The organism is Azohydromonas caseinilytica (assembly GCF_012927045.1).
Taxonomy (GTDB): domain Bacteria; phylum Pseudomonadota; class Gammaproteobacteria; order Burkholderiales; family Burkholderiaceae_C; genus Azohydromonas; species Azohydromonas caseinilytica.
The window spans coordinates 460,905-481,731 of sequence record NZ_JABBFW010000001.1 but is presented as its reverse complement, the minus strand read 5'-3'; the positions used below and the strand labels follow the sequence as shown (position 1 = coordinate 481,731).

General features: G+C 70.9%; 15 protein-coding genes. 14 read left to right on the top strand and 1 reads right to left on the bottom strand.

The window, feature by feature from the left end:
• The 6 genes from HHL10_RS02320 (at position 1) to HHL10_RS02295 (ending at position 8,742) form a co-directional block, all read left to right on the top strand.
• A complete protein-coding gene (locus tag HHL10_RS02320) occupies positions 1-1,170 on the top strand; it encodes a DUF3108 domain-containing protein (protein WP_205832866.1) in 1,170 nt (389 codons plus the stop codon).
• Positions 1,171-1,222: 52 nt separating this feature from the next.
• Positions 1,223-1,498, top strand: a complete 276-nt coding sequence (locus tag HHL10_RS02315) for a BTH_I0359 family protein (RefSeq protein ID WP_169158699.1) — start codon at positions 1,223-1,225, stop codon at positions 1,496-1,498.
• Positions 1,499-1,668: 170 nt separating this feature from the next.
• On the top strand, positions 1,669-3,963 hold the full coding sequence (locus HHL10_RS02310) for an ATP-binding protein (protein WP_310734509.1): 2,295 nt from the start codon (positions 1,669-1,671) through the stop codon (positions 3,961-3,963).
• A 64-nt stretch (positions 3,964-4,027) separates the two neighbouring features.
• Complete coding sequence (locus tag HHL10_RS02305) at positions 4,028-5,077, top strand: homocysteine S-methyltransferase family protein (protein ID WP_169158698.1); 1,050 nt, start codon at positions 4,028-4,030, stop codon at positions 5,075-5,077.
• 14 nt (positions 5,078-5,091) lie between these two features.
• Positions 5,092-7,815, top strand: coding sequence for a methionine synthase (gene metH / locus HHL10_RS02300; RefSeq protein WP_235970982.1), 2,724 nt, complete (start codon positions 5,092-5,094; stop codon positions 7,813-7,815).
• A 165-nt stretch (positions 7,816-7,980) separates the two neighbouring features.
• Positions 7,981-8,742: an outer membrane lipoprotein gene (locus HHL10_RS02295; protein ID WP_235970979.1), complete on the top strand. Its 762-nt coding sequence runs from the start codon at positions 7,981-7,983 to the stop codon at positions 8,740-8,742.
• An 86-nt stretch (positions 8,743-8,828) separates the two neighbouring features.
• Here the strand turns inward: HHL10_RS02295 and HHL10_RS02290 are convergent, their stop codons facing one another.
• Positions 8,829-10,352 (bottom strand): YifB family Mg chelatase-like AAA ATPase, encoded by a 1,524-nt coding sequence (locus HHL10_RS02290; RefSeq protein ID WP_169158697.1) that lies wholly within the window; start codon positions 10,350-10,352, stop codon positions 8,829-8,831.
• A gap of 189 nt (positions 10,353-10,541) precedes the next feature.
• On the opposite strand from HHL10_RS02290, the gene HHL10_RS02285 reads away from it, so the two are divergent.
• The 8 genes from HHL10_RS02285 to HHL10_RS02250 all read left to right on the top strand — a co-directional run bounded on the left by HHL10_RS02285 (position 10,542) and on the right by HHL10_RS02250 (position 20,798).
• Positions 10,542-11,330, top strand: a complete 789-nt coding sequence (locus HHL10_RS02285) for a TorF family putative porin (RefSeq protein WP_259373206.1) — start codon at positions 10,542-10,544, stop codon at positions 11,328-11,330.
• Positions 11,331-11,341: 11 nt separating this feature from the next.
• A complete protein-coding gene (locus HHL10_RS02280) occupies positions 11,342-11,680 on the top strand; it encodes a P-II family nitrogen regulator (RefSeq protein ID WP_028997364.1) in 339 nt (112 codons plus the stop codon).
• A 37-nt stretch (positions 11,681-11,717) separates the two neighbouring features.
• Positions 11,718-13,145: an ammonium transporter gene (locus tag HHL10_RS02275; protein WP_169158695.1), complete on the top strand. Its 1,428-nt coding sequence runs from the start codon at positions 11,718-11,720 to the stop codon at positions 13,143-13,145.
• A 328-nt stretch (positions 13,146-13,473) separates the two neighbouring features.
• Complete coding sequence (gene gshA, locus HHL10_RS02270) at positions 13,474-14,769, top strand: glutamate--cysteine ligase (RefSeq protein ID WP_169158694.1); 1,296 nt, start codon at positions 13,474-13,476, stop codon at positions 14,767-14,769.
• Positions 14,770-14,857: 88 nt separating this feature from the next.
• Positions 14,858-16,741 carry a potassium transporter Kup gene (locus tag HHL10_RS02265; protein ID WP_169158693.1) on the top strand — a complete coding sequence of 628 codons (1,884 nt, stop codon included), beginning with the start codon at positions 14,858-14,860 and terminating at the stop codon, positions 16,739-16,741.
• A 10-nt stretch (positions 16,742-16,751) separates the two neighbouring features.
• A complete protein-coding gene (locus HHL10_RS02260) occupies positions 16,752-17,918 on the top strand; it encodes a benzoate/H(+) symporter BenE family transporter (RefSeq protein ID WP_169158692.1) in 1,167 nt (388 codons plus the stop codon).
• 11 nt (positions 17,919-17,929) lie between these two features.
• Positions 17,930-18,883, top strand: a complete 954-nt coding sequence (gene gshB, locus HHL10_RS02255; RefSeq protein ID WP_169158691.1) for a glutathione synthase — start codon at positions 17,930-17,932, stop codon at positions 18,881-18,883.
• Positions 18,884-18,914: 31 nt separating this feature from the next.
• The gene (locus tag HHL10_RS02250) at positions 18,915-20,798 is read left to right on the top strand and encodes an ATP-binding cassette domain-containing protein (RefSeq protein WP_169158690.1); all 1,884 of its coding nucleotides are present in this window, start codon (positions 18,915-18,917) and stop codon (positions 20,796-20,798) included.
• The last annotated feature ends 29 nt before the right edge of the window (positions 20,799-20,827 follow it).

The window sequence follows — 20,827 nt, the reverse complement described above, 5'->3', positions numbered from 1 at the left end:
TTGTCGGCGCCGCGCCGTCGGGGCCGGCGCCGCCGGCTCGCCCTGCTGCTCACGGTGGCGGGCGTGACGGCGCTGCATGCCTGGCTGCTGCTGGGCCGCCGCGCCGAGCCCGACGACGATCTCCCGGAGCCCGAGTCGGCGCCCAGCGTGTCGGTGCAGCTGCGCGCGGCGCCGCCGGCCCCGCCCGCCCCGCCGCCGCCGCCGGTGCCGCCGGTGCCGCGGGCTGCCGCGCCGCGTCCGGCGCCCAAGCCGGCTCAGCCCGCACCCATGCCCGAGGCTCCGCCGGCCGTGGCCGAGGCGGCGTCGGCCGCCGACAGCGCCGCGTCCCAGGCGCAGGAGCTGACCGGGGCGCCGGCGGCCTCAGCGGCGGAGGCGCCCGAAGCGCCGGTGGCTGTCGTGCCGGCGGAAGCGGCCTCGGCCGTGGTCGTGCCCGAGCCCGAGCCCGAGCCGGCGGCCTCCGCCGTGGCTGCAACGCCCGCGGCCTCGGACGCGCCGGGCGCGCTGCCGGCGCCGCCGGTCTATGCCACGGCGCTGCCCCCGCCGCTGCTGCGGCGCTACCGGCTGGAGCGCGGCTTGCTGTGGGGCACGGGCGAGCTGCGCTGGCAACCCGGCGCGGGGCGCTACGAGGCCTCGCTCAGCGGCGAGGTGGCGGGCATCAACGTGCTGGACTGGCGCAGCGGCGGTGCCATCGACGCCGCGGGCATCGCGCCCGAGCGCTACGTGGTGCGCCGGCGCGGGCGCGATCCGCAGGCCGCCAACTTCCAACGCGAGGCCGGCAAGATCACCTATTCCGGCCCGACCACCGAGTTCCCGCTGCCCGCGGGCACGCAGGACCGGCTCACCGTGCTGCTGCAGATCCCGGCCATCGTCGCGGCCGATCCGCAGCGCTTCGGCGTGGCGGGCGCGCGCATCCAGGTCTTTGTCAGCGGCTCGCGTGCGGACGCCGACGCCTGGAGCTTCCACGTCGAGGGCGAGGCGCGCGTGGCCGGCCCGGACGGCGAGGTGCAGGCCTTGAAAATCTCGCGCGAGCCCCGCAAGAAGTACGACACGCGGGTGGAGTTCTGGCTGGACCCGGCCCGGCATTACCTGCCCGTGCGCGCGCGGCTGTCGTCCGCCGGTGGGGGTGACGCGTTGGAGTTGATGCTGGAGTCCGAAGAAAAACTGCCCTGACGGGCTTGAAACTTGCCTGACTCCTCCCAATTGCGTTTCAGGAGGATTTGAGATGCTGATGCTCTACAACTCGGACAGTTTCGCGGTGCTGCAGTTCGACCTGCCCGCCGCGCAAGACGAGCGCGCGGTGGCCGGCGAGGAGCGCCGCGGCGGCTACGAGATCGTCGACAAGTTCGCGCGCAAGGAAATCTTCCTGGAAGGGACCCTGGCGCAGTGTTTCCGCGAAGGCGTGGACCGGCTGGTCGAAACCGAGCCCACCGAGGAGGCGCTCGACGAGTTCATCGCCGGCTACACCCAGCTGGCGCAGCAGCCGGTGACGCTGCACTGAGCGCCGGGCGCTGCCGCGTCCGACACCCCTGCCGGGCCCGCCGCGTGCGGGCCCGGTGCTTTTTGAGCCCGCTTGGCGCCGCGGTTGCAACCTTGCAAGCCCCCAGGGCTTGCCCCTGGTCAGGGGCTGCGACAAGATCGCGCGCACTTTGACAAGCGCGAGGAGTTGCGGTGAGAAGTCGAGCCGATGCGCGCCTGCTGCCCTCGCCGGGGCTGACCGAGGCTCCGGTGCTCGATCTGATGTGCTCCCAGTTCGTGCTGGCCCTGACCATGAAGCAGGCCGGCCGCTTCAACCTGCGGCGCGACTGGAGCAGCCTGCTGTCCCTGGTGGGACGCCATCTGGTGTGGCCGGCGCCAGCGCTGGGGCGGCTGCGTCAGTTCCTGGCGCGGCGCTGCCGCGACAACGAGCTCTGGCGCGGCCACGAAACCTTGTCCGACGTCGCCTTCCTGCAGCGCCACGGCAGCTGGCGCGGGCCGTATGAAGAAGGCACGCTTTTCTTCTACATCGACGAGTACATCAAGGACGCGCCCAAGGACCTGCTGGCCGTGATCGGCGCCACGGCCGAGTGGCTGGAAAAGAGCCTCAAGAAGCAGCAGACGCGGGTGCAGCAGAACATCGACGCCCTGGCCGCGCTGCTGCAGCTCAATCCCGCGGAGCGCGCGCTGCTGCTGTACGGCACGCTGGCGCGCTACCAGCGCGACCTGCGCGGGCTGCTGGTGGAGTTCAAGGTCTCCAGCGCCCAGGAGGCGCATGCCGCCATCGCCGCGGTGGCCGGCGTCAACGAGCAGGAGGTGGCCGAGGCGCTGCGCGCGGGCTCGCGCCTGGAGCGTATCGGCATGGTGGAAAACCTCATCTCCGAGCACAACATCACCGACCTGGCCGACCTGATGAAGGTCAGCGAGCAGCTGCCGCCGGTGCTCATGCGCGAGTACCGCGAGCCCAGCGAGCTGATGGCGGTGTTCACCCGCCCGGCGCGGCACACCGAGCTCACGGCCACGGATTTCGCCTTCGTCGGCGACGACGTGCGCATGCTCACGGCGCTGCTGAGGAACGCGGTGGCGCAGCGCGAGCCCGGCGTCAACGTGCTGCTGTACGGCCCGCCCGGCACGGGCAAGACCGAGCTGGCCAAGGTGGTGGCGCAGGCCGCGGGGCTGGAGCTCTATGAGGTGGAGTACGCCGACCGCGACGGCAACTCGCTGTCCGGGCGCGACCGCTACCGCTCGCTGCAGATCAGCCAGGTCTTCCTCAAGGGCAGCGGCCATGTGGCGCTGCTGTTCGATGAGGTGGAGGACGTCTTTCCGCCCATCTCCACCGACACCGCGCAGCTCATGGCGCGGCTGGACAGCGGCGACGCGCCGCTGTCGGGCAGCGTCAGCGGCAAGGCCTGGGTCAACCAGATCCTGGAAACCAACCCCGTGCCGGTGCTATGGGTCACCAACCGCATCGAGCAGATCGACCCCGCCTTCCGCCGCCGTTTCCAATATCACCTGGAGCTGAAGTCGCCGCCGCCGGGCGCGCGCGAAGGGCTGGTGGCGCGGGCGCTGGAAGGCGCCACGGTCAGCCCGGGCTTCGTGGCGCGGCTGGCCGAGCGGCGCAGCCTGACGCCGGCGCAGATCCGCACCGCGGTGCGCTTCGCGCGGCTGGCCGCGCACGACGAAAGCAGCATCGAGGCGCTGATCGAGCGCCAGCTGCTCAACGCCGACCGCGCGCTGGGCCAGAGCGCGGGCGCCGGCGCGCGCGTGCCGGTGACGCGCTACGCGCTGGACCTGCTCAACGTCGAGTGCCGCTTCGAGCTGCCGCGCATCGTGGAGGCGCTGCGCCGCAAGGGCCACGGCACGTTGTGCCTGCATGGCGTGCCCGGCAGCGGCAAGACCGCGCTGGCCGAGCACCTGGCGCAGCAGCTGGGGCGCCCGCTGATGATCCGCCAGGCCAGCGACCTGATGAGCAAGTTCGTGGGCGAGACCGAGGCCAACATGGCGCGCATGTTCGAGGAGGCGCAGTCCGAGGGCGCCGTCCTGCTGCTGGACGAAGCCGACAGCTTCCTGCGCAGCCGCCGCATGGCCGAGCGCCACTACGAGGTCAGCGAGGTCAACGAGATGCTGCAGGGCATGGAGCGCTTCGCCGGCATCTTCGTCTGCACCACCAACCTGTTCGACGACCTGGACGAAGCGGCGCTGCGGCGCTTCACCTTCAAGATCCGCTTTCACCCGCTCAAGCCCGAGCAGCGCCTGCGCATGTTCGTGAACGAGGCGCTGGACGGCGACGCGCAGCGCCTGAGCGACGAGCAGCGCCAGCGCCTGGCACAGCTGGACCTGCTCACGCCGGGCGACTTCGCCGCCGTGCGGCGCCAGGTGGAGCTGCTGGGCGAGGCCTTCGAGCCCGACGAGTTCCTGAGCCAGCTGGAGAGCGAGCACCGCGTGAAACCCGAGGCGCGGCAGCGCCGCGGCATCGGCTTCCGCAGCTGAGGCGGGCGGCCCGGCGCTGGCCGTGCGGCGGCGCCGGAAAGGGGCGGCTTTCTACAATGCCGCGATGAACGCACCGCAATACACCCGGGGCGCCGCGCTGGCGGCGCTGCTGCCGCAGCGCATCGTCATCATCGACGGCGCCATGGGGACCATGATCCAGCGCTTCAAGCTCACCGAGGCCGACTACCGGGGCGAGCGCTTCAAGGACCATCCGACCGACCTCAAGGGCAACAACGAGCTGCTGCAGTTCACGCGCCCTGACGTGATCCGCAGCATCCACGAGCAGTACCTGGCCGCGGGCGCGGACATCATCGAGACCAACACCTTCGGCGCCACCTCCATCGCCCAGGAGGACTACGGCCTGGCCCCGCTGGCGCGCGAGATGAACGTCGCCGCCGCGCGCATCGCCCGCGAGGCCTGCGACAAGTTCTCCACGCCCGACAAGCCGCGCTTCGTGGCCGGCGCCATCGGCCCCACGCCGCGCACGGCCAGCATCAGCCCGGACGTGAACGACCCCGGCGCGCGCAACGTCAGCTTCGACGAGCTGCGCGCCGCGTACCGCGAGCAGGCCGAGGGGCTGCTCGAAGGCGGCGCCGACCTGTTCCTGGTGGAGACCATCTTCGACACGCTCAATGCCAAGGCGGCGCTGTTCGCGCTGGACGAGCTGATGGAGGACACGGGCGAGCGGCTGCCGGTGATCATCTCCGGCACCGTCACCGACGCCTCCGGGCGCATCCTCTCCGGCCAGACCGTGGGCGCGTTCTGGCACTCGGTGCGGCACGCGAAACCCATCGCCATCGGCCTGAACTGCGCGCTGGGCGCGGCGCTGATGCGGCCCTACATCGAGGAGCTGTCCAAGCTCGCGGCCGACACCGCCATCAGCTGCTATCCCAACGCCGGGTTGCCCAACCCGATGAGCGACACCGGCTTCGACGAGACGCCGGAGGTCACGGCCAAGCTGATGGAGGACTTCGCCAAGAGCGGCTTCCTCAACATCGTTGGCGGCTGCTGCGGCACCACGCCGGACCACATCGCCGCCATCGCGCGCAAGGTCAGCGCCTACCGCCCGCGCGGCAAGGCCGACCCGCTGTTCACTTCCCTGGTCGCGGCCTGAGCACAGAGTCCTTCATGAACGACGCCATCACTTCCGTGCCGCCGATGCGGCTGTCGGGCCTGGAGCCCGTGACCCTCGGCGAGGGGCACCTGTTCGTCAACATCGGCGAGCGCACCAACGTCACCGGCTCCAAGGCCTTCGCCCGCATGATCCTGGCCGGGCAGTTCGAGCAGGCGCTGGCCGTGGCGCGCCAGCAGGTGGAGAACGGGGCGCAGGTCATCGACGTCAACATGGACGAGGCCATGCTGGACAGCCAGGCCGCCATGGTGCGCTTCCTCAACCTCATCGCCTCCGATCCCGAGATCGCGCGCGTGCCGATCATGATCGACAGCTCCAAGTGGGCCGTGATCGAGGCGGGCCTCAAGTGCATCCAGGGCAAGGGCATCGTCAACTCGATCTCGCTGAAAGAGGGCGAGGCCGAGTTCAAGCGCCAGGCCAAGCTGATCAGGCGCTACGGCGCGGCCACCGTGGTGATGGCCTTCGACGAGCAGGGCCAGGCCGACACGTTCAAGCGCAAGACCGAGATCTGCGCGCGGGCCTACCGCATCCTGGTCGAGGAAGTCGGCTTCCCGGCCGAGGACATCATCTTCGACCCCAACATCTTCGCCATCGCCACCGGCATCGAGGAGCACGACAACTACGCCGTGGACTTCATCGAGGCCACGCGCTGGATCAAGCAGCACCTGCCCGGCGCCAAGGTCTCGGGCGGCGTCTCCAACGTCTCCTTCAGCTTCCGCGGCAACGAGCCGGTGCGCGAGGCGATCCACACCGTGTTCCTGTACCACGCCATCCAGGCCGGCATGGACATGGGCATCGTCAACGCCGGCATGGTCGGCGTGTACGACCAGCTCGACCCGGCGCTGCGCGAGCGCGTGGAGGACGTGGTGCTCAATCGCCGCCCGGACGCCACCGAGCGGCTGCTGGCCATCGCCGACCAGGTGCGCGGCCAGGCCAAGGACGACAGCGCCCGCCTGGCCTGGCGCGCGCTGCCGGTCAACGAGCGCCTGGCGCACGCGCTGGTGCAGGGCATCAACGAGTTCATCGACGCCGACACCGAGGAGGCGTGGCAGCTCATCCGTGCCGACGGCGGGCGGCCGCTGCACGTGATCGAAGGCCCGCTGATGGCCGGCATGAACGTGGTGGGCGACCTGTTCGGGCAAGGCAAGATGTTCCTGCCGCAGGTGGTGAAGTCCGCCCGCGTGATGAAGCAGGCGGTGGCGCACCTGCTGCCCTACATCGAGGCGGAGAAGCAGGCGCTGATCGACGCCGGCGGCGAGGCGCGCGCCAAGGGCCGCATCGTCATCGCCACCGTCAAGGGCGACGTGCACGACATCGGCAAGAACATCGTCAGCGTCGTGCTCCAGTGCAACAACTTCGAGGTCGTGAACATGGGCGTGATGGTCCCGTGCCAGGACATCCTCGCCAAGGCGAAGGAAGAGGGTGCGGACATCATCGGCCTGTCGGGCCTGATCACGCCCAGCCTCGAAGAGATGCAGTACGTCGCGGCCGAGATGCAGCGCGACGACTACTTCCGCGAGCGCGGCACGCCGCTGCTCATTGGCGGCGCCACCACCAGCCGCGTGCACACGGCGGTGAAGATCGCGCCGCACTACGAAGGGCCGGTGGTGTACGTGCCCGATGCCTCGCGCAGCGTGGGCGTGTGCTCGGAGCTGCTCAGCGACGAACGCGCCGCCAAGTACATCGCCGAGCTGGAGGCCGACTACGCCAAGGTGCGCGAGCAGCACGCCGGCAAGAAGGCCACGCCGCTGGTGAGCCTGGAAGAGGCCCGCGCCAACCCCACGCCCATCGACTGGGCCGCCTACGCGCCGACGCCGCCCAAGTTCATCGGCAAGCGCCAGTTCCGCAACCAGGACCTGTCGGAGCTGGTGGCCTGCATCGACTGGACGCCCTTCTTCCAGACCTGGGACCTGGCCGGGCGCTACCCCGACATCCTCCAGGACCCGGTGGTGGGCGAGTCCGCCACGCGGCTGTTCGAGGACGCGCAGCGCATGCTGCAGCGCCTGGTGGAAGGGCGCTGGCTGCAGGCGCATGGCGTCATCGGCCTGTACCCGGCCAACGCCGTGGGCGACGACATCGAGTTCTATGCCGACGAGGCGCGCGGCGAGCCGCTGATGAGCTGGCACGGGCTGCGCCTGCAGACGGTGCGGCCGGTGGTCGATGGCGTGAAGCGCCCGAACCGCTGCCTGTCGGACTTCGTGGCGCCGCGCGGCGTGAAGGCCGACTACGCCGGCATGTTCGCCGTGAGCCTGCAGGGCGTGGAGAAGAAGGAAGCCGAGTTCCTGGCCGCGCACGACGACTACTCCGCCATCCTGCTCAAGGCGCTGGCCGACCGGCTGGCCGAGGCCTTTGCCGAGCGGCTGCACCAGCGCGTGCGCACCGAGCTCTGGGGCTACGCGCCGGACGAGGCGCTGGGCAACGAGGAGCTCATTGCCGAGAAGTACCGCGGCATCCGCCCGGCGCCGGGCTATCCGGCCTGCCCGGACCACCTCCCCAAGCGCGACCTGTTCCGCGTGCTGGACGCCCCGGCCATCGGCATGGGCCTGACCGAGAGCCTGGCCATGACGCCGGCCTCCAGCGTCAGCGGCTTCTACATCGCGCACCCGCAGGCCACCTACTTCAACGTGGGCAAGATCGGCGCGGACCAGCTCGCCGACTGGGCCGCGCGCAACGGCCTGGACGAGGCCGCGGCGCGGCGCGCGCTGGCGCCGCTGCTGTGAGGGCCATGCCCGGTTCGCCCTGAGGCGCAGCCCGGGCTCCCGGCCCCGGCGTTGCGGGCTCATTCAAATCTGGTTGCAACTCCGCCGCCGCACGCGTCCTCCGGCGCGCCGCCTCGATCGTTGCCTAGGCAGGGACCGCCCTTCGGCGGTTTGGGAATGCAAGGCATGAGTGACATGACGATGGCGCGCCCGGCTTCGGCGCTGCGCTCCCCGGCGGCCCTGGTGGGCGGCGCGGTGCTGGTGGCAGCATTGGGCGCGGGCGGTGGCTGGCTGATGCGCGGGCCGGCGCCGGCACCGACGGCGGCGCCCGTGGCCGCGGTGACGCAGGGCGTGGCGGGCGACGCAACGGCACCGGCCGCGGCGGTCGCAGCGCCGACGGCGGCCAACGTGTCCCGGCTCGCGCCGGCGGACAGCCCGGCCGATGAGGTCGAGAGCCCCCGTCACTCACCCGCACCCGTGCAGCACGCGCCGGCACCGCCGCCGGTGCAGCGCCATGCCACGCGGGCGCCCGCGCCGGCCGAGCCGGTGCGCCAGCCGGTGAACGTGGCCCCCCCGGTCCAGCCCGTGGCGCAGGCTCCGGTGGTGCAGCCGGCGCCGGTGTGCCGCAGCTGTGGCGTGGTGGAGTCGGTGCAGACCATCCGCCAGGAAGGGCCGGCCCAGGGCATCGGTGCGGTCGCCGGCGGCGTCATCGGCGGCGTGCTGGGCAACAAGGTGGGCGGCGGCAACGGCCGCAAGGTGGCGACGGTGCTGGGCGCGGTCGGCGGCGGCTTCGCCGGCCACGAGATCGAGAAGCGTGTGCGCAGCCAGACGGTGTACGAGGTGCGCGTGCGCATGGACGACGGCCGCGTGCGCACCGTCACCCAGTCTCAACCCATTGCCAGCGGCACGCGCGTGGTGGACGAGGGCGGCACGCTGCGCGTGCAGTGAAGCTCCGTTGAGCGCGGCATCCAGGGTGCCGCGGCTTGAGAGACGGCCGGGCGTTCCGCAAGGGGCGCGCCGGCCGTTTTCATGGGTCAGCCCGGCAGTGCGCGCCGGTACTGCAGCGCCTCGGCCACATGGGCCACGCCGGGCTGCTCGGCGCCTTCGAGGTCGGCGATGGTGCGGGCGACCTTGAGGGCGCGATGCAGGCTGCGCCCGGACCAGCCCAGCCGCGTGGCGGCCTGCTCGATGAAGCGCAGCGCCGCGGCATCGGGGCGCACATGCTGGTCCAGCCCCGCGGCGTCTAGCTCCGCATTCGGCACGCCCTGGCGCGCCAGGGCACGCTCGCGCGCGAGCGCCACGCGCTGCGCCACCGCGGCGCTGGGCTCGCCTCCCGGCGCGGCCAGCAGCTCGGCCGGCTTCACGGCGGGCACTTCCAGCTGCAGGTCGATGCGGTCCAGCAGCGGACCCGACAGCCGGCCCTGGTAGCGGGCGATGGCCTGCGCCGTGCAGCGGCAGGGCTTGCCGGTGGCGGCGAAGGAGCCCAGCCAGCCGCAGGGGCAGGGGTTCATCGCGGCGACCAACTGGAAACGCGCCGGGTAGCTGGCCTGGCGGCCGGCGCGGGAGAGCGTAATGCGGCCGTTCTCCAGCGGCTCGCGCAGCGCCTCCAGCGCCGCGCGCGGGAATTCGGGCAGCTCGTCCAGGAACAGCACGCCGCCATGGGCCAGCGAGATCTCGCCCGGCTTCGGGGGCGAGCCGCCGCCCACCAGCGCCACCGCGCTGGCCGAATGGTGCGGCGCGCGCGCCGGGCGCAGTCCCCAGTGCGCGACGTTGAAGCCGCTGCTGGAGAGCCCCTGCAGCGCGGCGCTGGCCAGGGCCTCGTCCTCGTCCATGGGCGGCAGCAGCGCGGGCAGCCGGTGCGCCAGCATCGACTTGCCGCTGCCCGGGGAGCCCACCATCAGCAGTGAATGGGCGCCTGTGGCGGCGATCTCCAGCACGCGCTTGGCGGCGCCCTGGCCGCGCACCTCGCGCAGGTCGGGCAGCGCCGGCCTGGCCGGCAGCGTGAGGGCCTGGGCCCGCGGCAGCGGCACGGCCGCGTCGCCCGGGCGCAGCGCCGCCACGACGTCCAGCAGGTGTGCGGCGCGGCGCACGTCCACGCCCTGCACCAGCGCGGCCTGCTCGGCGCTGTCCGGCGGCAGGACCAACGTGCGCGTGCTGCCGGCGCGCCGCAGCGCCAGCGCCAGCGCGACGGCGCCGCGCACCGGGCGCAGGTCGCCGGCCAACGACAGCTCGCCCGCGAACTCGAAGCGCGCCAGCGCCGCGGCATCGAGCTCGCCCGCCGCAGCCACGATGCCCAGCGCGATGGGCAGGTCGAAGCGCCCGGACTCCTTGGGCAGGTCCGCCGGTGCCAGGTTCACCGTGATGCGCTTGTTGTGCGGGAAGGGCAGCCCGCTGTGGACCAGCGCGGCGCGTACGCGCTCGCGCGCCTCCTTGACCTCGGTGTCGGCCAGGCCCACCAGCGTGAAGCTGGGCAGCCCGTTGGCCAGATGCACTTCCACGCGCACTTCGGGCGCTTCCAGGGCGTCCAGCGCCCGGCTGCTGAGTACGGCCAGCGACATCCCGCGTCCTCCTTTGATCCCCGCAAGGTCATTGTGTGGCGCAACGAAGAGCGCAAGGCGCCCCTTGTCAAGGCGCACCAAACGGGGGCTCGGGGCGCTGTTTCACCAGCTTGGTGCGAGTTGAAACGCGTACTTACACCGGGGCACCTGGGGAATGCAGCAGGCGGTGTTGGCACGGATGGTGCAGTGATGGCGGTGTCCCCTTCCGGAGCCACCTCAATGATCAAAAAAGCACTCCTTGCCGCAGCCACCTTGGCCTCACTGGTCGCCGTGCCGGCGCGGGCCGACGTGAGCTTCAACGTCGGCGCGGTCACCGACTACCGCTACCGCGGCATCTCGCAGAGCCGGCTCGATCCCGCGGTGCAGGGCGGCGCGGACTGGGTGCAGGGCGCCGACGGCGGCTTCTATGCCGGCATCTGGGGCTCGACGATCCGCTGGATCAAGGACACCGGCCGCATCAACGGCTACGACGCCGGCAACGCGCGCGTCGAGGTGGACCTCTATGGCGGCTACAAGGGCTCGCTGGCCCAGGGCCTGGGCTACGACGTGGGCGTGCTGCAGTACTGGTACCCGCGCAACAAGCTCGACCGCAACCCGGCCTTCGAGAAGGCGGACACCACCGAGGTCTACGGCGCCCTGAGCTTCGGGCCCGTGACGGCCAAGTACTCGCATGCGCTGACCGACACCTTCGGCAACCCGGACAGCAAGAACAGCCACTACATCGACCTCTCGGGCAGCTTCGAGATCGTTGACGGCTGGACCCTGGTGCCGCACGTGGGCTACCAGAAGCTCAAGGGCCCCAGCGATGACCTGGGCTCCTACACCGACTACTCGCTGGGCCTGTCCAAGGACTTCAGCGGCTTCGTGGTCAGCGCCACCGCCGTGGGCACCAACGCCGACAAGTCCTTCTACGTCACGCCCTCCGGCAAGTTCACCGGCAAGACCGCCCTGGTGGTGGGCGTCAAGTACAACTTCTGAAAGGAACAGCCATGAAGATGGTCACTGCGATCGTCAAGCCCTTCAAGCTCGACGAGGTGCGTGAGGCCTTGAGCGCCATCGGCGTGCAGGGCATCACGGTGACGGAGGTCAAGGGCTTCGGGCGCCAGAAGGGCCACACCGAGCTCTACCGCGGCGCGGAGTACGTGGTGGACTTCCTGCCCAAGGTGAAGATCGAGGCGGCGGTGGACGACGAGGTGGTTGAGCGCGTCATCGAGGCCATCGAAGGCTCGGCGCGCACCGGCAAGATCGGCGACGGCAAGATCTTCGTGTGCCCGCTGGAGCAGGTGGTGCGCATCCGCACCGGCGAAACCGGCCCCGACGCCCTCTGACGACGAGCGGCGCGTCCCCAGACATTCGAGACAACCCATGAGAAAACTTCTTCTTCCCCTGGCCGTGGGCCTGGCGGGCCTGGGTGCGGTCAGCGGCGTGCTGGCACAGGAAGCGGCCACGGCCGTGGCGCAGGCCGCCAGCGCGGCGGCGCCGGTGCCCAACAAGGGCGACACCGCCTTCCTGACCATCTGCACCGCGCTGGTCATCCTGATGGTCATCCCCGGCCTGGCGCTGTTCTATGGCGGCCTGGTGCGCAGCAAGAACATGCTGTCGGTGCTGATGCAGGTGTTCGTGGTCTTCGCGCTCATCTCCGTGCTGTGGGTGGTGTACGGCTACTCGGCGGCCTTCACCGGCGGCAATCCGTTCATCGGCACGCTGGACAAGCTGTTCCTCAAGGGTGTCACGCCGGAGTCGGTGGCCGCGACCTTCAGCAAGGGCGTGGTGCTGCATGAGCTGACCTTCGTGAGCTTCCAGGGCGCCTTCGCCGCCATCACGGTGGCGCTGATCGTGGGCGCCTTCGCCGAGCGCATCAGGTTCTCGGCGGTGCTGGCCTTCTCGGTGCTGTGGTTCACCTTCGCCTACCTGCCCGTGGCGCACATGGTCTGGTACTGGGACGGCCCGGACGCCATCACCAGCGAGGAGACGCTGGCGGCCGTGACGGCCGGCGCGGGCTGGCTGTGGGCCAAGGGCGCGCTGGACTTCGCCGGCGGCACGGTGGTGCACATCAACGCCGCGGTGGCGGGCCTGGTGGGCGCCTTCATGGTGGGCAAGCGCGTGGGCTACGGCCGCGAGTCGATGGCGCCGCACAGCCTGACGCTGACCATGGTGGGCGCCTCGCTGCTGTGGGTGGGCTGGTTCGGCTTCAACGCCGGCTCCAACCTGGAAGCCAACGGCGTGGCCGCGCTGGCCTTCGTCAACACGGTGGTGGCCACGGCCGCCGCGACGCTGAGCTGGATCGCCGGCGAGGCGCTGATGAAGGGCAAGGCCTCGATGCTGGGCGCCGCTTCCGGCGCGGTGGCCGGCCTGGTGGCCATCACCCCGGCCTGCGGCTTCGTGGGCGTGGGCGGCGCGCTGGTGATCGGCCTGCTGGCGGGCTTCGTGTGCCTGTGGGGCGTCAACGGCCTCAAGCGCATGCTGGGCGCCGACGACTCGCTGGACGTGTTCGGCGTGCACGGCGTGGGCGGCATCCTGGGCGCGCTGCTGACCGGCGTGTTCGCCTCGCCCGACCTGGGCGGCACGGGCATCTGCAACTACGTCAGCAACCAGTGCGGCGAGTGGGGCGGCATCGGCGCCCAGGTGTGGGTGCAGGCCCAGGCCGTGGGCACGACCATCCTGTGGTCGGCTCTGGTGGCCGTGGTGGCCTACAAGCTGGTGGACCTGGTGATCGGCCTGCGCGTGTCCGAAGAGGAGGAGCGCGAGGGCCTGGACATCAGCTCGCACGGCGAGACGGCGTACAACCGCTGATCCTGAAAGCCGCGGGCGGCGGCGCCGAGCGCACGCCCCCGCGCCAGAGCAGTCTCTTCGCTGCGGTTGCGGTAGCGAACTTGGGCCACCCCTCGCGGGTGGCCTTTTTCTTTCCTGCCGCAGCGGCGCGAGCGCCTGCATGGCACCGCCGCCGGTGCGGCCCCGGGCTGCCCGGGACGGCCCCCTGTCACGAAAGCGTCTCGTCCCGGGAGTACACCGCGCCCGGAAGGTGGCGGTGGGCTGATCGGCGCCGCGCTCGGTGTGGGCGCCGCCGGGTATGCCGCCTGCCTAGAATCAGCAGTTCCGACGTCCACAACAACTCCGCACCATGGTCCCGCATCTCATCACCGCGCTCAATGGCCCGATCAACGAGCTGGAACAGCGCATCCTGGAGTCGATGCCGGCCATCGAACGCTGGTTCCGCCTGGAGTGGATGGAGCACACGCCGCCGTTCTACTCCTCGGTGGACGTGCGCAACGCCGGCTTCAAGCTCGCGCCGGTGGACACCAACCTCTTCCCCGGCGGCTGGAACAACCTCACCGACGAGATGCTGCCGCTGGCCGTGCAGGCCGCCATGGCAGCCATCGAGAAGATCTGCCCGGAAGCCAAGAACCTGCTGCTCATTCCCGAGAAGCACACCCGCAACAGCTTCTACCTCAGCAACGTCCAGCGCCTGACGCAGATCTTCAACCAGGCCGGCCTCAACGTGCGCCTGGGCACGCTGGACGAGACCATCACCAAGCCCACCACGCTGACGCTGCCCGATGGCGGCACGCTGACGCTGGAGCCGCTGCTGCGCACGCCGCGGCGCCTGGGGCTCAAGGACTTCGATCCCTGCACCATCCTGCTCAACAACGACCTCTCCGGCGGCATCCCCAAGATCCTGGAGAACCTGCACGAGCAGTACCTGCTGCCGCCGCTGCACGCGGGCTGGGCGGTGCGGCGCAAGAGCAACCACTTCCAGAGCTACGAGGAGGTGGCCAAGAAGTTCGCCAAGCTGCTGGGCATGGACCCCTGGCTCATCAACCCGATGTACAGCCAGTGCGGGCAGGTCAACTTCGCCGACGGCACGGGCGTGGACTGCGTGCAGTCCAACGCCGAGGCGCTGCTGGCCAAGGTGCGGCGCAAGTACAAGGAATACGGCATCAACGAGAAGCCCTTCGTGGTGGTGAAGGCCGACGCCGGCACCTACGGCATGGGCATCATGACGGTGCGCGACCCCAAGGACCTGGAAGACCTCAACCGCCGCACGCGCAACAAGATGAGCGTGATCAAGGAAGGGCAGGAAGTCAGCGAGGTCATCATCCAGGAGGGCGTGCCCACCTACGAGCGCATGAATGACGCGGTGGCCGAGCCGGTGGTGTACATGCTCGACCGCTACGTGGTGGGCGGCTTCTACCGCGTGCATGCCGAGCGCGGCATCGACGAGAACCTCAATGCCCCCGGCGCGGCCTTCGTGCCGCTGGCCTTCGCCGAGGCCAGCCACATGCCGCGCCCGGGCGAGAAGCCCGGCGCCAGCGCGCCCAACCGCTTCTACATGTACGGCGTGATCGGCCGCCTGGCCATGCTGGCGGCCAGCTACGAGCTCGAGGCCACGGACCCCGACGCCGAGATCTACGAGTGAGCCGGCAGCTGCGCGTTGTGCGGTGCACAACGCGCGGGCGCCACAATAGGGGCTTTGCGTAACGGGCCCCTGAGCGGGGTCCTGTCCTGTGAGTTCCTCTTCTTCGCGCTCGCCGTCTGCCCTGGCGGCCCTCACGCTGGCCGCCCTGGGTGTCGTCTATGGCGACATCGGCACCAGCCCGCTGTACGCCTTCAAGGAAATCTTCCACGCCGGCCATGTCGAGGCCACGCCCGACAACGTGCTGGGCGTGCTGTCGCTGATCTTCTGGACGCTGACGGTCATCGTCTCGCTGAAGTACGTGCTGCTGATCCTGCGCGCGGACAACAACGGCGAGGGCGGCCTGATCGCCATGCTGGCGCTGGCCACGCACGCGGTGCGCGAGCGCCCGCGGCTGCGCCAGGCGCTGCTGGCGGTGGGCATGTTCGGCACGGCCATCTTCTACGGCGACGGCGTGATCACGCCGGCGATCTCGGTGCTGTCGGCGGTGGAGGGCCTGGAAGTGGCCTCCGAGCACCTGCATCCCTTCGTGGTGCCGATCACGCTGGTGGTGCTTACCGGGCTGTTCGCGGTGCAGCGCTTCGGCACGGCCGACATCGGCCGCTTCTTCGGCCCCATCACGCTGGTGTGGTTCATCACGCTGGTGGCGCTGGGGCTGCCGCACCTGCTGGGCAATCCCAGCGTGCTGGCGGCCCTCAACCCGGCCTACGCCGTCGGCTTCTGGGTGCAGCACAAGCTGGTGGCCTTCCTGGCGCTGGGCGCGGTGGTGCTGTGCGTCACCGGCGGCGAGGCGCTCTACGCCGACCTGGGCCACTTCGGCAAGCGGCCCATCCGCATCGCCTGGTACGGCCTGGTGATGCCGTCGCTGGTGATCAACTACTTCGGCCAGGGCGCGCTGGTGCTGGCGGACCCCGAGGCCATCGAGAACCCGTTCTACCTGCTGGCCCCCGAGTGGGCGCGGCTGCCGCTGGTGTTCCTGGCCACGGCCGCCACCGTCATCGCCTCGCAGGCGCTGATCACGGCGGCGTTCTCCGTGACCAAGCAGGCGATCCAGATGGGCCTGCTGCCGCGCATGCACATCAAGCACACCTCGGTGAAGGACACGGGGCAGATCTACGTGCCCTTCGTGAACTGGGGGCTGTACGCGTTCATCGTGCTGGCGGTGGCGCTGTTCGGCACCTCCTCGCGCCTGGCCGCGGCCTACGGCATCGCCGTGACGCTGGACATGACCATCACCACCGTCATGACCTTCTTCGTCATCCGCTACGGCTGGCGCTACCCGCTGTGGCTGTGCCTGGGCGCCACGGGCTTCTTCTTCGTCATCGACGTGGCCTTCTTCGCCTCCAACATGCTCAAGCTGGTGGGCGGAGGCTGGTTTCCGCTGGCCATCGGCGTCGGCATGTTCACGCTCATGACCACCTGGCGGCGCGGGCGCGCGCTGGTGGCCGAGCGGCTGCGCGACGATGCCATCGACCTCGAAGGCTTCCTGGAGGCGGTGTTCATGAGTCCGCCCAAGCGCGTGCCCGGCACGGCGGTGTTCCTGGCGGCCGAGCAGGGCCTCACGCCCAACGCGCTGATGCACAACCTCAAGCACAACAAGGTACTGCACGAGTACAACCTGTTCGTCTCGGTGCAGCACCACGACGTGCCCTGGATCGGCTTCGACAAGCGCGCGAGCATGCGCCCGCTGGGCCATGACTGCTGGCAGGTGGTGCTGCACTTCGGCTTCAAGAACGACCCGGACGTGCCCGAGGCGCTGCAGGCGCTCAAGGGCCGCGGCGTGCCGCTGGACGACATGGACACCAGCTACTTCCTGAGCCGCGACATCGTGATCCCGACGCTGGCCCAGCAGGGCATGGCGATGTGGCGGGAAAAGCTCTTCGCCAGCATGCACCGCAACGCCTCGGCGGCGGCGGACTTCCTGAACCTGCCGGCCAACCGCATCGTGGAGCTGGGCTCCAAGGTCGAGATCTGAGCCCGCTGCCGTGGTGCTGAGGGACCTGTCGCTGTCCGCCGTGGTGGCGGGCTTCGTGGCCGTGCTCGTGGGCTTCACCAGCTCGGTGGTGATCGTCTTCCATGCCGCCGAGGCGCTGGGCGCCACGCCGGCGCAGACCGTCTCGTGGATGTGGGCGCTGGGCCTGGGCATGGGGCTGACCAGCGCGGGGCTGAGCCTGTGGTACCGCCAGCCCGTGCTCACCGCCTGGAGCACGCCCGGCGCGGCGCTGATCGCGGGCACCAGCGGGCTTTCCATGGCCGAGGGCATCGGCGCCTTCGTGGTGTGCGCGCTGCTGATCGTGGCCGCCGGCGCCAGCGGCTTCTTCGCCCGCGTGATGGACCGCATCCCGCGCGCGCTGGCCGCGGCGCTGCTGGCCGGGGTGCTGACGCGCTTCGGCTTCGACGCCTGCCTGGCGCTCAAGGCCAGTCCCGTGCTGGTGGGTGCCATGCTGGCGGCCTACCTGCTGGGCCGGCGCCTGTGGCCGCGCTATGCGGTGCCGGGCGTGCTGCTGGCGGGCATGGCGGTGGCGGCGGGGCAGGGCACGCTCAACCTGGGCGCGGTGCAGTGGCGGCTGGCGCAGCCGGTGTGGACGTTGCCGGCCTTCAGCGTGCAGGCGCTCGTCGGGCTGGCGCTGCCGCTGTTCGTGGTGACCATGGCCTCGCAGAACCTGCCCGGCGTGGCGGCGCAGCGCGCCGCGGGCTACGACACCCCGGTGTCGCCGCCGGTGACGGTCACGGGGCTGGCCTCGCTGCTGCTGGCGCCCTTCGGCGGCTACGCGCTGAACCTGGCGGCGATCACGGCGGCGATCTGCATGGGCCGCGAGGCCCATGCCGACCCGGCCAAGCGCTACATGGCGGCAGTGATGGCGGGCCTTTTCTACATCACGCTGGGCCTGGCCGGCGGCGCGGTGGTGGGCTTGATCGGCGCCTTCCCGAAGGGGCTGGTGCTGGCGGTGGCGGGGCTGGCGCTGCTGTCCACCATCGGCGGTGCGCTGGCGATGGGGCTGCAGGAGGAGAGGACGCGCGAGGCCGCGCTGCTGACCTTCCTCGTCACCGCCAGCGGGCTGTCGCTGTTCGGGATCGCCTCGGCCTTCTGGGGCCTCGTCGCCGGGGTGCTGGCGCTGGCTGTGCAACACTGGCGCCCCACTTTCCGCTGAGCCCGCGCGCCATGGATCTGCTGTTCGTTGCCGACCCGCTGGGGACCTTCAAGACCTACAAGGACACCACCTTCTCGATGATGCGCGAGGCCCTCGCGCGCGGCCACAAGGTCTGGGCCTGCGAGCAGTCCGACCTGGTGTGGCGGCGCGGCGCGCGCGTGGTGGCGCGCAGCGCCCGCGCCATCGCCCTGACGGGCAGCAGCGGCAAGGACTGGTTCGAGGTGCTGGCCGAGCGCGAGATGGCGCTGGCCGACGCGCACGCCGTGCTCATGCGCAAGGACCCGCCCTTCGACAGCGAGTACTTCTATGCCACGCACCTGCTGCAGCAGGCCGAGCGCGAGGGCGCGCGCGTGTTCAACAAGCCCGCGGCCTTGCGCGACCACCCGGAAAAATTGTCGATCCTGGAGTTCCCGGCGCTGATCGGCCCCACGCTGGTGACGCGCGACGCGCAGGCGGTGCGCGCCTTCCACGACGAGCACCGCGACATCATCCTCAAGCCGCTGGACGGCATGGGCGGGATGGGCATCTTCCGCGTCGGCGCCGACGGGCTGAACCTGGGCTCGATCATCGAGACGCTCAACGCCCATGGCACGCGCACCGTGATGGTCCAGCGCTACCTGCCCGAGATCGCGCAGGGCGACAAGCGCGTGCTGCTCATCGGCGGCAAGCCGGTGCCCTACTGCCTGGCGCGCATCCCGCAGGGCAGCGAGATCCGCGGCAACCTGGCCGCCGGCGGCAAGGGCGTGGCGCAGGAGCTTTCCGCGCGCGACCGCGAGATCGCCGAGACCCTGGCGCCGGTGCTGGCCGCGCGCGGGCTGCTGCTGGTGGGGCTGGACGTGATCGGCGACTGCCTCACCGAGATCAACGTCACCAGTCCCACGGGCTTCCAGGAGATCACGAACCAGACCGGCTGCAACGTGCCGGCGCTGTTCATCGACGCGCTGGAAGCGGCCATCGCCGCCTGAGGGGCCGGCCGGGCAGGGGACAATCCCGCCCATGGCCCTGCTCACTCTCACCAATGCCCATCTCGCCTTCGGCCATGTGCCGCTGCTCGACGGCGCCTCCTTCGCGCTGGAAGCCGGCGAGCGCGTGGCACTCATCGGCCGCAACGGTGCCGGTAAATCCTCGCTCCTGAAAATCCTGGCCGGGCTGGACAAGCCTGACGACGGCCTGCTGCAGCTGCAGCAGGGCCTGCGCCGTTTCTACGTCGCGCAGGAGCCGGCCTTCGAGCCCGGCGCCACGGTGTTCGAGGCCGTGAGCGTGGGCGTGGCCGAGGCCAAGGCGCTGCGCGAGCGCTTCGAGCGCCACGACAGCGGCGACGACCTGGACGCGCTGCAGACGCGCATCGAGCAGCTCGGCGGCTGGACCTGGGAGCAGCGCGTCGAGCAGACCCTGCAGCACCTCAACCTGGACGCTGCGGCGCAGGTCGATGCGCTCTCCGGCGGCACCCGGAAGCGCGTGGCGCTGGCGCAGGCGCTGGTGGCCGCGCCCGACGTGCTGCTGCTGGACGAGCCGACCAACCACCTGGACCTCGACGCCATCGAGTGGCTGCAGGAGCTGCTCAAGGCCTGGAAGGGTGCGCTGGTGCTGATCTCGCACGACCGCGCCTTCATCGACGCCGTGGCCACGCGCATCGTCGAGCTCGATCGCGGCGTGCTGCGCAGCTATCCGGGCAACTTCTCCGCCTTCGAAAGCACCAAGGCGCGCGAGCTGGAAGCCGAGGCCCTGGCCAGCGCGCGCGCGGACAAGCTGCTGGCGCAGGAGGAGGTGTGGATTCGCAAGGGCGTGGAGGCGCGGCGCACGCGCAGCGTCAGCCGCGTCAACCGGCTGCACGTACTGCGCGAACAGCGCGCGCAGCGCCGCGAGTCGCTGGGGCAGGTGCGGCTGGAGCTCGACGCCGGCGTGCCCACCGGCAAGATCGTCGCGGAACTGCAGCGCGTGGGCATGCGCTTCGGCGACAAGGAGCTCATCAAGGATTTCTCGGCCACCATCCTGCGCGGCGACAAGGTGGGCCTGATCGGTCCCAACGGCGTGGGCAAGACGACGCTGCTGAAGCTGATCCTGGGCGAGCTGGAACCGACGAGCGGCAGCGTCCGCCGCGGCAGCAACCTGCAGGTGGCCTACTTCGACCAGATGCGCGGCGCGCTCAACCTGGACGCGACGCTGGCCGACACCATCAGCCCGGGCAGCGAGTGGGTGGAGATCGGCGGCCAGCGCAAGCATGTGATGAGCTACCTGGGCGACTTCCTGTTCGCGCCGGCGCGCGCCAACTCGCCCGTGCGCACGCTCTCGGGCGGCGAGCGCAACCGGCTGCTGCTGGCGCGCCTCTTTGCGCTGCCGGCCAACGTGCTGGTGCTGGACGAACCCACCAACGATCTCGACATCGACACGCTGGAGCTGCTGGAGGAACTGCTGCAGTCCTACCCCGGCACGGTGTTCCTGGTCAGCCACGACCGGCGCTTCCTGGACAACGTGGTGACCAGCACCATCGCCTGGGAGGGCGACGTCTCGCCGGGGCGCTGGCGCGAGTACGAGGGCGGCTACGAGGACTGGAAACTGCAGAAGGCGCGCTCGCTGGCGGCGGCCGAGGCGGCCGCGCCCAAGGCCGCCGCGCCGGCCCCCGCGCCCGCTGCGGCACCGGCCGCGGCGCCGAAGCCGCCGCGCAAGCTCGGCTACAAGGAACAGCGCGAGCTCGATGCGCTACCGGCGCGCATCGACGCCCTGGAGACCGAGCAGAAGACGCTCACCGAGCAGCTCAGCGACCCCGATCTCTACGTGCGCGAACCCCAGCGCGCGGCGCAGATGCACGAGCGCGTGGCGCAGATCGAGGACGAGCTCATGGCCGCGCTGGAGCGCTGGGAGGCGCTGAGTTCGCGTTGAAGCGCCGTGCCGCTGCCCGGCGCTGCGGC

Coding starts and splice junctions, on each gene's coding strand:
- gshB (WP_169158691.1), top strand. CDS start 17,930: ATGGATCTGCTGTTCGTTGCCGACCCGCTGGGGACCTTCAAGACCTAC.
- HHL10_RS02250 (WP_169158690.1), top strand. CDS start 18,915: ATGGCCCTGCTCACTCTCACCAATGCCCATCTCGCCTTCGGCCATGTG.
- HHL10_RS02275 (WP_169158695.1), top strand. CDS start 11,718: ATGAGAAAACTTCTTCTTCCCCTGGCCGTGGGCCTGGCGGGCCTGGGT.
- gshA (WP_169158694.1), top strand. CDS start 13,474: ATGGTCCCGCATCTCATCACCGCGCTCAATGGCCCGATCAACGAGCTG.
- HHL10_RS02305 (WP_169158698.1), top strand. CDS start 4,028: ATGAACGCACCGCAATACACCCGGGGCGCCGCGCTGGCGGCGCTGCTG.
- HHL10_RS02315 (WP_169158699.1), top strand. CDS start 1,223: ATGCTGATGCTCTACAACTCGGACAGTTTCGCGGTGCTGCAGTTCGAC.
- HHL10_RS02280 (WP_028997364.1), top strand. CDS start 11,342: ATGAAGATGGTCACTGCGATCGTCAAGCCCTTCAAGCTCGACGAGGTG.
- HHL10_RS02295 (WP_235970979.1), top strand. CDS start 7,981: ATGAGTGACATGACGATGGCGCGCCCGGCTTCGGCGCTGCGCTCCCCG.
- metH (WP_235970982.1), top strand. CDS start 5,092: ATGAACGACGCCATCACTTCCGTGCCGCCGATGCGGCTGTCGGGCCTG.
- HHL10_RS02285 (WP_259373206.1), top strand. CDS start 10,542: ATGGCGGTGTCCCCTTCCGGAGCCACCTCAATGATCAAAAAAGCACTC.
- HHL10_RS02290 (WP_169158697.1), bottom strand. CDS start 10,352: ATGTCGCTGGCCGTACTCAGCAGCCGGGCGCTGGACGCCCTGGAAGCG.